Source organism: Nocardia araoensis NBRC 100135, from assembly GCF_000308435.1.
In the GTDB taxonomy this organism is placed as follows: Bacteria; Actinomycetota; Actinomycetes; order Mycobacteriales; family Mycobacteriaceae; genus Nocardia; species Nocardia araoensis.
In genome coordinates, this window is sequence record NZ_BAFR01000017.1 from 1 (window position 1) to 13,769 (window position 13,769).

Consider the following 13,769-nt stretch of genomic DNA (forward strand, 5'->3'; position numbering starts at 1 on the left):
ACTAGGTTCTGTCTCCCAATGAGGTGAATCGATCGGCCCCATGGTTGGGGTCGATCGTGCATCATGTCGTGCGTGGCGACCGCGATCGGTGATCGATACCAGGTTCTGACCGACAAGCAGTTGGAACTGCTGGAGTTGCTGCTACCGAAGTCCGAGGGCCACGTGGGCCGTAACTTCGCCAACAATCGCCTGGTGGGGGGGCACATCAGCAGGCCGCCGGCGCGGCCGCCGACTCGGTGACCGGCTGAACCGGCCAACCATGCCATCGGGCGCTCCCGTGGTGGGCTGAGCACCAAGATCCATCTCGCCGCTGACGGCGCCGGTCGCGGCCTGGCCGTGCTGCTCACGCCCGGTCAAACCACCGCCGCTGCTGCCGCGACTGGCCGGTGGGGCGCCGCGGCGCAATCCGGAGGTGGTGATCGCCGACCGCGCCTACTCGGCGGCGTCGAACCGATCCTTGTTGCGCCGCAGACGCATCCAGATCGTGATTCCCGAACGCCGGGACCAGGTCGCCAACCGCAAACGCAAGGGCCGCGCAGGTGGGCGGGCACCGAGCTTCGATGCCGAGATCTACAAACGCCGCAATGTCATCGAACGTGCCTTCAACAGTGCCAAGCACTGGCGGGCGGTGGCCACTCGCTACGACAAGCTCGCGATCACCTACCGGGCCGGATTCGTCCTGGCCCTCACCGTTGAATGGCTCAAATCAGTGGGAGACACGACCCAGTGCCGCATCAGGTGCCGATCATCGACGCGATCTTCACCGCTCGCCCGCCGACGGTGGTGCGCTCGAGTCATTGTTTGTTCCAACATGATTCGGTAGGCTGTGAAACAAGGGGGGTTCGAATGACGCAACCTCTGTGGAATCCATTGAAGCGAAAGAGGTTTCGTGATGGCAGTACGATTGTTCTCTGGTGCGTTGGTCGGCGTGGCCGCGATCTTTGCCGCGACGATGCTTGCCCCGCAAGCTGAGGCTGCGCCAGCTGAACCTTGCAATGCGTATACCGTTGGCAACGTTCGCTATGAGGGCACGACGAAGTGGATCTGTTACTCGTACGGCGGGGGCTCGTACGGATGGATCGTTGCCGGATAGCGATACCGGCTCCTGTTGTAATCAACGCCGTCGACACTGGCAAGCCGTCGGCGCATGACCTAACGGTCCAACGATCGGCCCCGCCCCACGGTCGGGGCCGATTTCGCCGTTATCGGTGGCTACGGTCCGAACGTGGAGAAGGTTCGCGGCCGGATCGAGATCATTGAGTATTTCGATTCCGCGCACCCCGTGCCGATTTGGGGTTGCTGATGGAACGGGCGAGAAGAGTCGTGGCCGCTGATTTCGCGGTGGTTTCGCGTCCGCGGATACCGCATACGTGAAACGAAGGCCCTGGGTGCTGCCCAGGGCCTCGTATATTCGGCCAGGTAGCTCGTCGGCTATTCGTCGGGCGGGGTCTCGAAGAGCGGAGTCGGCGTGGCCTGCACTCGGCGCGTGTGTTCCGAATCCGATTCCCGGTTCGCTGCCGACATTCCTCCGAGCAGACCGGTGCTTGCCGGAGTGGTTGACGGGGAACTGGACGTGGGCGCGGGAGCAGCGCTCGGACTGCCGGGGCCGGTATCGGTGTAGCTCGCCTGGCGAACGGGCGCCGGTTGCTCCTGCTTGGTTTCCGCGTGTTGCGGCGAATTCGGTTTATCGGTCTTGTTGTTGTCGGTGCCCGCCGGGTTTTCGGTCTTCGAATCGGTGGATTTCACGTTCGGATCGTCGGTTTTCGCATTCGGATCGGTGGCCGCCGGGTCTTGCTTCGGCGTCCCGGTCCCGGCAGGGTCACCCGTGGACTGCGAATCCGCAGGCGTGCCGTCGGTAGGGTGATTCCCGGCGATCGTGTCAGCGGCGTTCGCGAACTTCTCCGCGGTGGTACCGGCGGCCTCGATCAGACCCTTTCCTGCCTCCCCGCCCGCCTTGATGATGTCGGCGAGATTGTCGTCGAGCTTGCTGACGGAATCGATCAGCGTGGGCACATTTCCGGTGATCTGGCCGACTGCGGAGATCAAACTCGTCACGTCCGACGGCTTCCACGAATTCGGGTCGCTGGCCGCACCGGTGGACGCGGGTGTCTGCGCTGGTTGGTCGGTTTTGGAATCGTCTTTACTCTTATTGCTCGCGCCGGTCTTGTCGTCCTGTTTTCCGGACTGATCAGCTCCATCTTGCTTTCCGGACTGATCTTGTTTCCCGGTCTGATCGGCGCCGTCCTGCTTCCCGGCCTGATCGGATTTGTCTTGGTTGGCGGGCTGCTGGTCCGCGATCGCGCTAGCTTGCGGCGTGCCCGCGGGCGCGGTGGCAGCGGGCTCGTCCTTGTTCTGCTCGGATTGGTTCGCACCGGACGGGTTGCTGTACAGCGCGAGGGCCGGGTCGTCCGCGTCGGCGGACTTGCCGCTGTCGAGCGGGTCGCCGTCGCCGAGCTGATCGGATCGAGTACGGACGTCGCCGCTCGCCTGCTCGATCTTCGCCGCGACGTCTGTTTGGGTGCCGAGCAGTTCATTCAAGGCGGTGGTGATGGCGGTCTGGTAGGTGTACTGCGATTCGCCGTCCTCGTCCGAGATGCCCGGCCCAGGAGCGACGTGCCAGTCCTCCGAGACGGTGAATCCGGCCGCGACGGCCTCGTCGACCTTGTCCAGCAATGCTTGGCGGAATCCGGCGAGGCTGGTGCCGCTATCGATCAGGGTCTGCGCGAGCGCATCGGTATCCAATGCCACCTTGTTCGCGGTGTCGCGGTCGCCGGCGATCCGGTCGTACGCGGCGTAATAGGCATCACCGCTCCAATGCGCGCCCGCGGCTCGGATCTGCGTCACCGTCTGATCGATCAGCGCGACGAACTCTCCATTGCGCGTGCGTATTTCCGTGCCGGCTTCGCTCAATTTCCACGGCTGCCATTCCGACCGCATCTGGCTCAGGGTCGGCGTCGTGCTCGTAGTTCTCACAGCTGTGCGCCCATCGCGTCGAGGCCCGCGCGAAACTCTTGATCGGACACCTCGTAATTCGCGGCGCCGCCTTTCGCGATATTCGAGACTCGCTTGCAGCGCATGGCCATTCGCCGCCATGCGTCTTCGATATCGGAACCCGCCGCCGAACACACTTCGCTCAGCGCCGACCCGGGCAGGACGCCACCGAGCGCATCGGTGGTGGCACGCACGGTCAAAGCGCCGATATCGCCGCCGATTCGGTCCATCGACGCGGCCAACGCGCGCAGCTCCGCTGGATCGACGTTCATAACGCCCCCCTCCATACCGGATCCCCTCCGGCGTAACGCTATACCAGAGCACTCCCGCCCCTGCGGCTCAATCTATCATTCGCCGCCTGCGAAACGTCAAGCGCAGCAAGCTCTTCGCTTACCTCTCCGCGTCGGGGTCCGGCGGGAGCACGCCGGTGACCAAGAAGATGACGCGGCGGCCGATCTCCACCGCGTGATCGGCGAAGCGCTCGTAGTAGCGACCGAGCAGCGTGACATCGACGGCAGCCGCGACGCCGTATTTCCACTCCCGGTCCATGAGCAAGGTGAAGAGGTGACGGTGCAGATCGTCCATCGCCTCGTCGTCCTCGTTCAGCTGCGCTGCGCGCTCCGGGTCACGGGTTTCCAGCACCTCACGCGCACCGGCACCCATGTTCACCGCGATGCGGCCCATCTCGGCGAAGTAGCCGTTGACCGCCTCGGGTAGGGCGTGGTTCGGATGACGCCTGCGCGCGACCTTGGCCACGTGCAGCGCGAGCGCCCCCATCCGGTTCACATCGGCGACGATCTGGATCGTGCTCACCACTTGCCGCAAATCACCGGCGACCGGCGCCTGCAGCGCGAGCAGAGCGAAGGCCTTCTCCTCGGCGTCCTGGATCAGTTCGGCGATCCGGTCGGACTCGCTGATCACCTGCTCCGCCAGCGCGAGGTCCGCCTGGAGCAGAGCTTGGGTAGCCCGCTCCATGGCCGAGCCGGCCAACCCGGCCATCTCACCCAGCAGGTGGGCGAGCTCGGCCATTTGCTCGTTGTAGATGACACGCATGGAACCTGACACTAGTTCGCCGCGCTGACCAAGTCACGAACAGGGAGTGAATGACCGGTGTGCATCATTAGCGCGCGGGTTGCCGTTGACCATTCAACGACCGCTGTCCACACCCTCGCCGACCTCGAAACGACGACATCACAACGATTTGTGACCTGCGTCGCACCCGTCCTGCCGAGTGCTACTTGCAGATCTCGTCGGCCGCGTTGACGTGTTCCAGGTCCGACGGCAGGACGGCGGGCGGCGAATCCTTCGCGGTGCTCGTCGCGACGTTGGTGATCTCGTCACCGACCGGTGTCGGCGCCTTCACCGTGACGCCGGTCTTCGAGTCACCTCCGATGACGACCTCGACGATGCCGCCGAGATCGTCGGCGGACTCGATGGTCGCGCCGGGGATGGAGGTCGCTACGGTCGCGGCCTCGGCCTCCAGGCCGGGGGCGTAACGAACCTTCGTCGTGGTGGAGGTGCCGTTGGCGTAGTTTCCGGTGTTGTAGATCGTGAAGCCCTGGTTGCCGAGCTTGGTGGCCGCCGTGCGCGCCAGCCCTTCGACTCCAGAACCGTTGGACACCAGCAGCGAGACGGTGGAGGGATCCACCGCCTTGTACTTGGTGGGGGTCGGCGCGGCCTGGGTAGGAGCGGGTGCGTTCGCCTGAACGGTCGGCTTCTCGCCCGGCAGCGGCTGATCGTCGCGGATCGCCTTGAAAATCGCCTTGATATCGGATTCGCGGGGGATCTCGTTGCCGTAAGAGGTAGTGCCCGAGGTCGGGACGGTGATGAAGGTGACCGCGCCTGCATCGATCTTCTGGAGTGAACGTCCCAGCATCAGTAGGTCGTTGGGTTCGACCTTCTGGACCCAGGTGTGCTGGCTGAACGCGCTGATGAAGCCGTTCAGCTTGCTCGGATTGAACAGCACCTTGCTGGACAGCGTGCCGCGCAGCAGGGAAGCGAGGAAGCGTTGCTGCCGGTTGATGCGGTCGTAGTCGCTGCGCTCCTCGCCGTATACATGCCTGGCGCGTACGTAGTTCAGCGCGGTTTGGCCGTCGATGACCTGCTTGCCAGGATGCTCGAGGATGGTGCCGAGCACCTCGTCGACGAGCGGCTTGCTGGCGCACACCTCGACGCCGTTGATCTGGTTGACCATGCTTTCGAAACCGGCGAAGTCGATGCCGATGAAGTGATTGATCGACGCGCCGGTGAGGCGCTGGATCGTGGCGACGAGACACTGCGGGCCGCCGAGGTTGTAGACGGCGTTGAGCTTGTCGCCTATGGCAGACGGGAACTTCTCGTCGGTGTTTTTGTTCTTCTCGTTGTCCCACCCGTAGCACTGCGGCCTGGTCACGTCCAGGTCGCGAGGGAAGGAGACTACGACGACACGACTGCGGTTCTTCGGAATATGGACGAGCATGGTGGTGTCCGCGCGGGCGCCTTCGGCATCGTCCAAAGTGCCCGCGCCGAGTTGACCGTTGGCCCCTGCACGGGTGTCGGTACCGACCAGCAGGTAGTTCTCGTCGCCGAGCTGGGCGTTGGAATCGACGATGTCCTGTGAATTCTCGTCGAGGGCATTGACCTGGGTGAAGCTGTCCGTGGTCGACCGCATATAGCTCCAGCCGCCGCCGGTGACCAGCAGAGCGAGCACGGCGCACACCGCACCCCCTGCCCTTCCCGCGGTCCGCAGCCGCTTGTTGCGGCGCTCCCGGGACGCCTGTAGGCGGGTCTGGGCGGTGCCGACGGCCTTCGGCTCAGTGCCCTTGCGGTCCTTGGTGGGCCAGCCCATACCCTTGCGTAGGGCGCGCGTCGGCTCGTCGACCGGGGGGATTACGTCGGTGACCTCTTCGGCGTGCTCCGGCTCCGGACGCGGGAGCGGAGCGTCGGGCGCTTCGGGGGTCGAGCGATCGGCAGGGCGGCGGCTCGCTGCGCGGGCGGCCGGTGTGGCGCCCGTGATGTCCTGGACAACCGGTGAGCTGCCGGTCTGGCGTGGGGGTGGCGAGTCGGGGGCACGCCGGGGACCGGCTGCGGCGCCGCGGCCGTTGGCGGCAGCCGGGTCGGCGGGTCGGCGTGGCGCTTCCTGACGCGACTCGGCGCGGTTGATTCGGCCGGATGGCGGGCCTGCCTGCGGTGGTACCGGCTCCGAGCGGCGGCCTCGGTTCGTTGGGGGGCCCGAAACCGGTGGCGGCTCGGCGCGGCCTCGGCTGGGCACGGCGGCCTGCCCCGGGGGGCCGGGTTCCGCACGGCGGCCTCGGCTCGGCGCGGCGGCCGGGTCCGCTGGGGTGGCTTCCGCACGGCGGCCGCGACGGCCGGTGCGTTCGTTGTCGACCCGCTGGACGAGATCCTGGACCGTCAGCGGCGCGGAACTCTGATCCGGAGTGGCGTCGGCATGGCGGGAACGGCGAGACGGATGTGCGGCGTCCCGGTCGGGAGAGTCCGCCGCGGGATACCGCTCCCACGGGGCACGACCTCCGGGCCGTGGCGAACGCCCGTGCCGATCGTCACCCACCAACGAACCTCGCTTTTCGTCCTGCTTTTCCGCTCAGGTCACACTCGACCGGCGGCACCGATTCCGCAATGATAACGATTCCGCCACGGCGGGCCACCCCGGAGCGAAATCGAAGAGGTCACAGTGGTGTTGCTCTTGCGATTCGCTGTGTGGTTGCCCGATCACCCTCCGCTGTGCATCACATCCGCCGCGCGCGGTACCGCGGGATCGTCCGGATCGTCGAGCCAGCCGTGCGGCAGCGCGACCTTGCCCGGCGAACCCTGTCTGCCGCGCGGACCCTCCGCGTCCTTCGGGAAGGGAGCCGTCGGGTCGAGTTGGCCGACGAGGTCCTCCAGCTGTGCGAGGCTGCCCACGGTGGCGAACGAGCGACGCAGGTCGGAGCCGACCGGGAAGCCCATCAGATACCAGGCCATGTGCTTGCGCAGATCACGCATGGCTTTCTCCTCGCCGAGATGCTCGGACAGCAGCGCGCCGTGCCGGTACAGCACCGCGCCGACCCGGCCGAGATCGGGAGCCTCGGGCAGCGGCTCACCGCGCAGCGCCGCTTGCAGCTCGGCGAACAGCCACGGCCTGCCCAGGCAGCCGCGGCCGACGACCACGCCGTCGCACCCGGTCTCGTCCATCATGCGGACGGCGTCGGCGGCGGAGAAGATGTCACCGTTGCCGAGCACCGGGATCGAGGTGACCGCCTCCTTGAGCCGGGCGATCGCGGTCCAATCGGCCTGGCCGGAGTAGCGTTGCGCGGCCGTGCGGGCGTGCAGGGCCACCGCCTGCGCTCCTTCGGCTTCGGCGATCCGGCCCGCGTCCAGATAGGTGAGGTGGTCGTCATCGATGCCGATGCGGAACTTCACCGTGACCGGGACCCCCGCCGGTTCCGCCGCGCTCACCATGGCGCGCACGATGCTCCGGAACAGTGTGCGCTTGTACGGCAGGGCGGCGCCGCCGCCCAGCCGGGTGACCTTGGGCACGGGGCAGCCAAGGTTGAGGTCGATGTGGTCGGCCCAGCCCTCGCCGACGATGATCCGCACCGCTTCGCCGAGTGTGGCCGGGTCGACGCCGTAGAGCTGCATCGAACGGGGATGCTCGTCGGCGTCGAAGGACATCATGTGCAGCGTCTTCTCGTTACGCTCGACCACCGCGCGCGCGGTGATCATCTCGCACACGTAGATCGAGGTCGGGCTGCCGAATTCCCGGCACAGCTTGCGGAACGCCAGATTCGTGATGCCCGCCATCGGCGCGAGCACGACCGGCGGATCGACCGGATACGGCCCGATCCGCAGCTTGGTCATCGCCTCGGTAGTCATCGTCACGCCGACCAGTGTCTCATTTGCCCACGTAAGTCGGCCGGAGCGGGCCGTCTGCGCGGGTGCGCATGTCGTCGCGCGGACACCGGCCGTGCACACCGACGCCGCCCTCGGTCTTCCAGGAGGGCGGCGCCGGTCGTTGTGCGAAGGGTCCTACGCGTTGCTGCCGACCATCGCGCGGTCGCGCTTGGCGGCCTCGCGGGCGAGCATCCGGTCGCGCTGCTCCTCGAACTTGATGACGTCCTTACCCAGCTTCTCCAGGAACAGGCCGAGGCGCTCGCGGACGGCCTCGCCGCGGGCGGTGAAGTCGGTGCGGTCGAAGATGTTCCACTTCTTCAGCACCGGCTGGACCACGTCCTCCAGGTGCTGGCGCAGATCGTAGATGCCGTGCTTGGCCATCAACACGCCGTTGCGGCGGAAGTTGGGCATGCCCGCACCGGGCATCTGGAAGTTCTCCAGGATCAGGGTGATCGCCTCGATGGCCTGGTCGGGGGCCAGATCGAGGGCGGCGCCGCACATGTTGCGGTAGAAGATCATGTGCAGGTTCTCGTCGGCGGCGACCCGCTGCAGCATACGGTCGGCGATCGGGTCGTCACAGACCTTGCCGGTGTTGCGGTGGCTGACCCGGGTGGCCAGCTCTTGGAAGGTGACGTACGCGACGGAATGCAGGAAGCCCGCGTCGGCTTCGGCAGGGGAGGCGAAGCCGTTGGTCATGTGGACCATCCTGGCTTCCTCGAGCGCGACCGGATCGACACCGCGGGTCACGACCAGGTAGTCCCGCATCACGATGCCGTGGCGGTTCTCTTCGGCGGTCCAACGACCGACCCAGGTTCCCCACGCGCCGTCCTGAGAGAAGTTCTCGGCGATCTCGCGGTGGTAGGAGGGCAGGTTGTCCTCGGTGAGCAGGTTCGTGATCATGGCCGCCTTCGCGACCTCATTGAGGCGGGACTGCTCCGGATCCCAGTCCACGCCGCCGAGTGCCGCGAAATTGCGGCCGTCGTCCCACGGGACGTAGTCGTGCGGATGCCATTCCTTTGCCAGGGAGAGGTGCCGGTTGACGTTTTCTTCGGCAACCGGCTCCAACTCCGTCAGCAGCTCGAGTTGAGTCAGATCCCTTGCCATGTATGAACCCTTCAGTGTGTGCTTCCGGTCGTGCAGGTCAATCCCAAGGTAGACCGATACCGATGCGGCCATACCTTACGGCACCGTAGGTGTGATGCGAAACGCATCCGTTAGACGATCGATGCCCTGGTGATCCACTTCATACGACGCCTTCGCCGTCCGGTGATCTACATGAGTGTATGGGCTCGACGCTCCGCAAGGTGTCTATCGACGCGGCGCCGGGAGCGTTATCCGTACGTGGGCGATCGCACAACCGCCCCCACCGGGCCGGTATGGGAATGAAACGGCCTGGTTCTGCGCGTGTCGGCGGCCCGCGGCGAGCCTAGCTGCGATGTTCCTGTGAAATCGGGCCGACGACGCCCTCTGAAATGCACGGTCGGGAGGCCCTGGCCGCGCTAGGGAACAGAAGGTAGCGAGTGGGCGTGGCGGCGGGATCCGGCATGTGTCTCTCTGGCGCCACACGCCCGAGTTCCATCCCGTTCGGGTCATCGATACTGATGAACCGCGGTGGAATGAGCGTCTCCGATCGCCCTCGCTCAGCTGCGCCGGCTGTGCGCACTGTGAGCGGTATGAAAGGCAACCGCGGAATGGGTTCGGCTGCGACACCGCGCTCCGGGAAGCATCGCGGGCGGGCAGTAGAGCCTCGATGTGGCCCACCGGGCCGGTATGGCCGGCGCCGCACGGCGGAGAACTCCGCAAACAGATCGGGCGCCCGGAGCGACCCGGGCGCCCGGTCTCTGTGCCCCCAGTAGGGCTCGAACCTACGACCTGCGGATTAAAAGTCCGTAGCTCTACCAACTGAGCTATAGGGGCGCGGAGCAACAGTGTAGTGCGGTCGGGGGCGGATGCCCCAATCGGGGGAGTTCGTGTCGGCGGGCCGGATGGATGGATGGGGCGGCGTGGCGGATCCGGTGGGTCGGGCGGTGGCGGGAAGATGGGTAACGCGCGGTGTTCGGCGGGCGATGCAGGCGGTAAACAGTTGGCACCCAGCTTTGTTCATCTTAGCCGGATCTGGATATCATTCAATCATGTTGGCTGGCAATGTCTTTGGATTTGCAGGGGGTGAACGGCTGTGGCCGGGGAAGGCGCGTGGGACGGGTTGGCGGGCGAAACGTGGGCGACGGCCGGTCGTCCGGGTTGCCGGTCGGCGCGCGTGAACAATCCTGCGCCGCTGGCGAATTCGCCCACCCTCCAGACGAGCGGTTCTGGTTGCCGAACATTTGCCGTAACAGAAAACGGAATCGGATGGCTACCTGACTCTTCAGTTTGCCGCGTGTCGGATCGGGATTCCGGGTACGGTGACGCCTTGGTGAATTCCGAAAGAATCGCCGACTCGGTCGGCGTCGCGGAATTCGGATTGTCGTTGCTGTGTCCGAAGTTGCCGTGGTCGGTCCGGCCGGCCACGGCTCGACGGAACTCGATGCCGCAGGAGGAGGCACGTTCGAGACGAAGAAATGCCCGGATGCGCACCCCCTGCGGCGCACCCGGGCAGGCAAACTATACCAGCTGGTGTGTTCCAGGTTTTTAAGGAGTTTTCGTACCGAAGGTTTGCAATCGGTCGAAAACCGGGTTCCACGTATTGATAAAACTCATGAATTCGCGCCGAGGGTCCGTTCCTTCGGGGGTGGCTGATTGGCGGCGAGTAAGGCTTCGGAGGCGTTTCGAGCATGGCACGGCAGCAAGAGCGGGCGCGCCGGACACGGGCGGCGATTATCAGGTCCGCCGCCGTTGAGTTCGGGAAGAGCGGCTATGCCGCTGCATCGCTCAACCGCATATTGGAAGGATCGCGTGCCACCAAGGGCGCCATGTACTTCCATTTCGATTCGAAGGAAGATCTGGCACGCGCGGTGCTGGAGACCGCGGTGGAACGCTACCGCGCCTCCGCCGAGCGCTGGCTGGCGCGAACGGATCTCAGTCCGCTGGACATCCTGCACGGGGTGGTCGACGAGATCGCGTTGCGGCTGGAGCACGACATCATCGTGCAGGCCGAGTACCGCCTGATCATCGAACCCGACTTCTACCGTGACGTGCAGGCCGGCGGCGGCCGCATCCTGGGCCGCACCACCCGGGTGCTCACCGTCCGCGCCATCGACCACGGGCAGCTGCGCGCGGACGCCGATCCCGACCGGTTCACCCGCACGCTCGCCGCCGCGCTGGCCGGGCAGCGGTACATGGTGGCCCTGATCGGCGGGCAGGTCGATCTGCGGGCGCGGTTCGAGGAGGCGCTCGAGGTCGTGATGGAGGCCATGGCCACTCCGGAATGGCTGGAGAAGTTCCGCAGCGACGGCTGGCGTGCCCAGGCGCGCTTGGAGGAGCTCGGTTTGAGCCTCTGACCAGCCGGTTTGGGATTCGAGTCCGGTCTGTCATAAGCTATCCCAGCTCCCAACGGACAGCCGTTGAAAGCCGGTCCGGAGAAATCCGGGACGAGCCCCCTTCGTCTAGCGGCCTAGGACGCCGCCCTTTCAAGGCGGTAGCGCGGGTTCGAATCCCGTAGGGGGTACGATCCACGGATCGTTGGTAGCAGAGCATGGCCCTGTGGCGCAGTTGGTTAGCGCGCCGCCCTGTCACGGCGGAGGTCGCGGGTTCGAGTCCCGTCAGGGTCGCAAGCAAGCGCCGGAGATATCCGGCGTTTCGCGTATGGCATTCACTTCGGGTGCCTGCGGCCAGGTAGCTCAGTTGGTACGAGCGTCCGCCTGAAAAGCGGAAGGTCGCCGGTTCGATCCCGGCCCTGGCCACTTCTTCACTCGTAGGCGAGCCCTGTTCACGGAGAACGTGAGCGGGGCTCTTTTCGTCTCTCCGCTACCACTCCGCCTGATGTGGCGAATCGCACAGTGGGGCATGGCGGTTCGGGATCGGGTTGTGGCTCGCATGGCGCGGGTAGGCTGGCGCGGCCATGTGGACCCTTCTCCTCGCGCTCGCGGGGTTCGCCTTCCTCGACTCGCTCGACCTGCTGCTGATCGGCATCACCACGGCGGTGGTCTACGACAGCAGGTTGAGCCGTCGCTCGCCGCTGGTGAGCGGTCTGAGCCTGCTCGCGGGCGTCTTCGCCGTCACCACCGCCTTCGGGATCTGCACGATTCTGGGGATCGGCTTCCTGACCGATTTGTTCGACTTCGAGGTCACGCCGACGGTGCGGTATTGGGGAGAACTCGTCGCGGGCGTGGTGCTGATCGCTCTCGCGAGCATTCGGATGGCCGGCGGTACGGCGGCGCCGGAACGGGCGACCGCGCTGCGACGGCGACCATGGGTGCTCGCAGGCCTCGGCGTGGCGATCGGCATCGCACAGGCGCCGACCGCGGTTCCCTATCTGGCCGGACTCGCGATGATCTCCGCACGGAATCCGCTTCCGGCGTTGTGGCCGCTGATCGTCGTCGCATATTGCGCGCTCGCCCTGCTGCCGCCGCTGGTGATACTCGCCCTCGCGATGCGGCGCACGATCGGAGCGCGGCGGATGTATCGAAGAATCGTTCGCATTATCAGCTCGTACGGGCCTGCTTCGGTGCGCGTGCTCTTCGCGATCTTCGGTGTGGTTCTCCTGTGTGACGCGCTCGTCCATTACCGGAACCTTTGGCCGTGAATTGCGGAGTCCGGGCAGCGGATGGGGCACGGGAAAAGCGATTGAGCGGTGTGGTTCGGTGGGATGCTGGAGGTATGGCTGAGCGCTGGTATTACTGCTTGAAGCACAATCGGGCCGAGCAAGGGCGGCAGTGCTGGTTCCGCGACCGGATGGGGCCGTACCCGGACAAAGCGACGGCCGAGCGCGCGCTCGAGATCGCGCACGCTCGCAACGCGCGGGAAGACGCCAGGGACCGCGCCTGGCGTGAGGGGGACTGAAGCGACCCGGTCTTCCCCCGGCCGGTGAAGTTGATCTTGAGCCGCAGGTCGAAGGCTCGGATGGCGTCACGCCGGGTGCGGCCGCTCAGTTCCCGATCAGGTCTATCGAGTACGGTTCTCCAGAACTCGACGAATGCTCGGAGGTCCTGGCGTGGGCTGCGAGCGGAAACCAGGATCAGCAGGGAGGGCGACCCTTGAGGGTTACCGTTGTTGTGCCGACCTACAACGAGCGGGAGAATCTGCCGGTTGCGGTGGAGCGGCTGACCGCGCTGCCGGTGCCCGACCTGCACGTACTCGTGGTGGACGACAGCTCGCCGGACGGCACCGGCGAGGTGGCCGACAAACTCGCCGCCGAACTGCCGAACGTGGTCGGCGTGCTGCACCGGACCGAGAAGGACGGGCTCGGCCGGGCGTACGTCGCGGGCATCACGCGTGCGCTGGACGAGGGCGCGGACGTGGTGATCCAGATGGACGCCGACCTGTCGCATCCCGCCGAAGTCATCCCGGCCATGCTGGAGAAGCTGTCCGGCACCGACGCGGGCGTCGTGCTCGGTTCGCGTTACGTTCCGGGCGGCTCGACCGCCGCCGAATGGAAGTGGTACCGCAAGGCGCTCTCGGCTTGGGCGAACTTCTACGTGAATCTGATCCTGCGCTTGGGCGTCAAGGACGCCACCGCGGGCTTCAAGGCGTGGAAGGCCGACACCCTGCGCGCCATCGACGTGGGCTCGATCCGTAGCAACGGGTACTCGTTCCAGGTCGAGATGAACTACCGGACCATCAAGAAGGGAATCGCGATCGCCGAGGTGCCGATCCGGTTCGAGGAGCGGACGCTCGGCGCGTCCAAGATGAGCCTGAAGGTGCAGCTCGAGTCGGCGCTCATGCCGTGGAAGCTGCTGTTCGGCCGCGCGGTTTAGCCCCGGGCCCGTTACCAGAGGGAGCGGGGCCGGTGCTCGACGGCCGCCGCCCGCGGC

At 66.1% G+C, this 13,769-nt stretch carries 11 protein-coding genes and 4 tRNA genes; 9 read left to right on the forward strand and 6 right to left on the reverse strand.

The genetic code is table 11. The features are described 5' to 3' along the window. Window positions 1–72: 72 nt before the first annotated feature. Both ON21_RS39565 and ON21_RS39570 read left to right on the forward strand, forming a co-directional pair. A complete protein-coding gene (locus ON21_RS39565; RefSeq protein WP_218004031.1) occupies window positions 73–240 on the forward strand; it encodes a hypothetical protein in 168 nt (55 codons plus the stop codon). A gap of 139 nt (window positions 241–379) precedes the next feature. Continuing rightward, window positions 380–823 (forward strand): transposase, encoded by a 444-nt coding sequence (locus ON21_RS39570; protein WP_281032635.1) that lies wholly within the window; start codon window positions 380–382, stop codon window positions 821–823. A gap of 608 nt (window positions 824–1,431) precedes the next feature. Here the strand turns inward: ON21_RS39570 and ON21_RS03040 are convergent. The 6 genes from ON21_RS03040 to ON21_RS03070 all read right to left on the reverse strand — a co-directional run bounded on the left by ON21_RS03040 (window position 1,432) and on the right by ON21_RS03070 (window position 9,777). Then, the gene (locus ON21_RS03040) at window positions 1,432–3,315 is read right to left on the reverse strand and encodes a membrane-attack complex/perforin family protein (protein WP_157170692.1); all 1,884 of its coding nucleotides are present in this window, start codon (window positions 3,313–3,315) and stop codon (window positions 1,432–1,434) included. Window positions 3,316–3,381: 66 nt separating this feature from the next. Next, complete coding sequence (phoU, locus tag ON21_RS03050; RefSeq protein ID WP_039795041.1) at window positions 3,382–4,044, reverse strand: phosphate signaling complex protein PhoU; 663 nt, start codon at window positions 4,042–4,044, stop codon at window positions 3,382–3,384. 181 nt (window positions 4,045–4,225) lie between these two features. Continuing rightward, a complete protein-coding gene (locus ON21_RS03055; RefSeq protein ID WP_245562442.1) occupies window positions 4,226–5,818 on the reverse strand; it encodes an LCP family protein in 1,593 nt (530 codons plus the stop codon). 881 nt (window positions 5,819–6,699) lie between these two features. Continuing rightward, complete coding sequence (dusB, locus tag ON21_RS03060) at window positions 6,700–7,827, reverse strand: tRNA dihydrouridine synthase DusB (RefSeq protein ID WP_218004032.1); 1,128 nt, start codon at window positions 7,825–7,827, stop codon at window positions 6,700–6,702. 168 nt (window positions 7,828–7,995) lie between these two features. Then, window positions 7,996–8,964, reverse strand: a complete 969-nt coding sequence (locus ON21_RS03065) for an acyl-ACP desaturase (RefSeq protein WP_039795118.1) — start codon at window positions 8,962–8,964, stop codon at window positions 7,996–7,998. Window positions 8,965–9,704: 740 nt separating this feature from the next. Next, window positions 9,705–9,777 (reverse strand) — tRNA-Lys (locus ON21_RS03070). A gap of 854 nt (window positions 9,778–10,631) precedes the next feature. Between ON21_RS03070 and ON21_RS03075 the strand changes: the two genes are divergently transcribed. The 7 genes from ON21_RS03075 (at window position 10,632) to ON21_RS03105 (ending at window position 13,712) form a co-directional block, all read left to right on the forward strand. After that, window positions 10,632–11,297 carry a TetR family transcriptional regulator gene (locus ON21_RS03075; protein ID WP_039795046.1) on the forward strand — a complete coding sequence of 222 codons (666 nt, stop codon included), beginning with the start codon at window positions 10,632–10,634 and terminating at the stop codon, window positions 11,295–11,297. Between the two features lie 94 nt (window positions 11,298–11,391). Then, window positions 11,392–11,464, forward strand: a tRNA-Glu gene (locus tag ON21_RS03080). Window positions 11,465–11,493: 29 nt separating this feature from the next. Next, window positions 11,494–11,567, forward strand: a tRNA-Asp gene (locus ON21_RS03085). 58 nt (window positions 11,568–11,625) lie between these two features. Next, a tRNA-Phe gene (locus ON21_RS03090) sits at window positions 11,626–11,699 on the forward strand. Between the two features lie 158 nt (window positions 11,700–11,857). Next, window positions 11,858–12,541 (forward strand): GAP family protein, encoded by a 684-nt coding sequence (locus ON21_RS03095; RefSeq protein ID WP_039795048.1) that lies wholly within the window; start codon window positions 11,858–11,860, stop codon window positions 12,539–12,541. 74 nt (window positions 12,542–12,615) lie between these two features. After that, a complete protein-coding gene (locus ON21_RS03100; RefSeq protein ID WP_039795050.1) occupies window positions 12,616–12,798 on the forward strand; it encodes a hypothetical protein in 183 nt (60 codons plus the stop codon). A 194-nt stretch (window positions 12,799–12,992) separates the two neighbouring features. Continuing rightward, the gene (locus ON21_RS03105; RefSeq protein ID WP_281032634.1) at window positions 12,993–13,712 is read left to right on the forward strand and encodes a polyprenol monophosphomannose synthase; all 720 of its coding nucleotides are present in this window, start codon (window positions 12,993–12,995) and stop codon (window positions 13,710–13,712) included. Window positions 13,713–13,769: the final 57 nt, after the last annotated feature.

What these genes read in the sequence shown, in the direction of transcription:
- phoU (WP_039795041.1), bottom strand. Translation starts at nt 4,044, where the DNA reads ATGCGTGTCATCTACAACGAGCAAATGGCCGAGCTCGCCCACCTGCTG.
- ON21_RS03055 (WP_245562442.1), bottom strand. Translation starts at nt 5,818, where the DNA reads ATGGGCTGGCCCACCAAGGACCGCAAGGGCACTGAGCCGAAGGCCGTC.
- dusB (WP_218004032.1), bottom strand. Translation starts at nt 7,827, where the DNA reads ATGACCAAGCTGCGGATCGGGCCGTATCCGGTCGATCCGCCGGTCGTG.
- ON21_RS03065 (WP_039795118.1), bottom strand. Translation starts at nt 8,964, where the DNA reads ATGGCAAGGGATCTGACTCAACTCGAGCTGCTGACGGAGTTGGAGCCG.
- ON21_RS03075 (WP_039795046.1), top strand. Translation starts at nt 10,632, where the DNA reads ATGGCACGGCAGCAAGAGCGGGCGCGCCGGACACGGGCGGCGATTATC.
- ON21_RS03095 (WP_039795048.1), top strand. Translation starts at nt 11,858, where the DNA reads ATGTGGACCCTTCTCCTCGCGCTCGCGGGGTTCGCCTTCCTCGACTCG.
- ON21_RS03100 (WP_039795050.1), top strand. Translation starts at nt 12,616, where the DNA reads ATGGCTGAGCGCTGGTATTACTGCTTGAAGCACAATCGGGCCGAGCAA.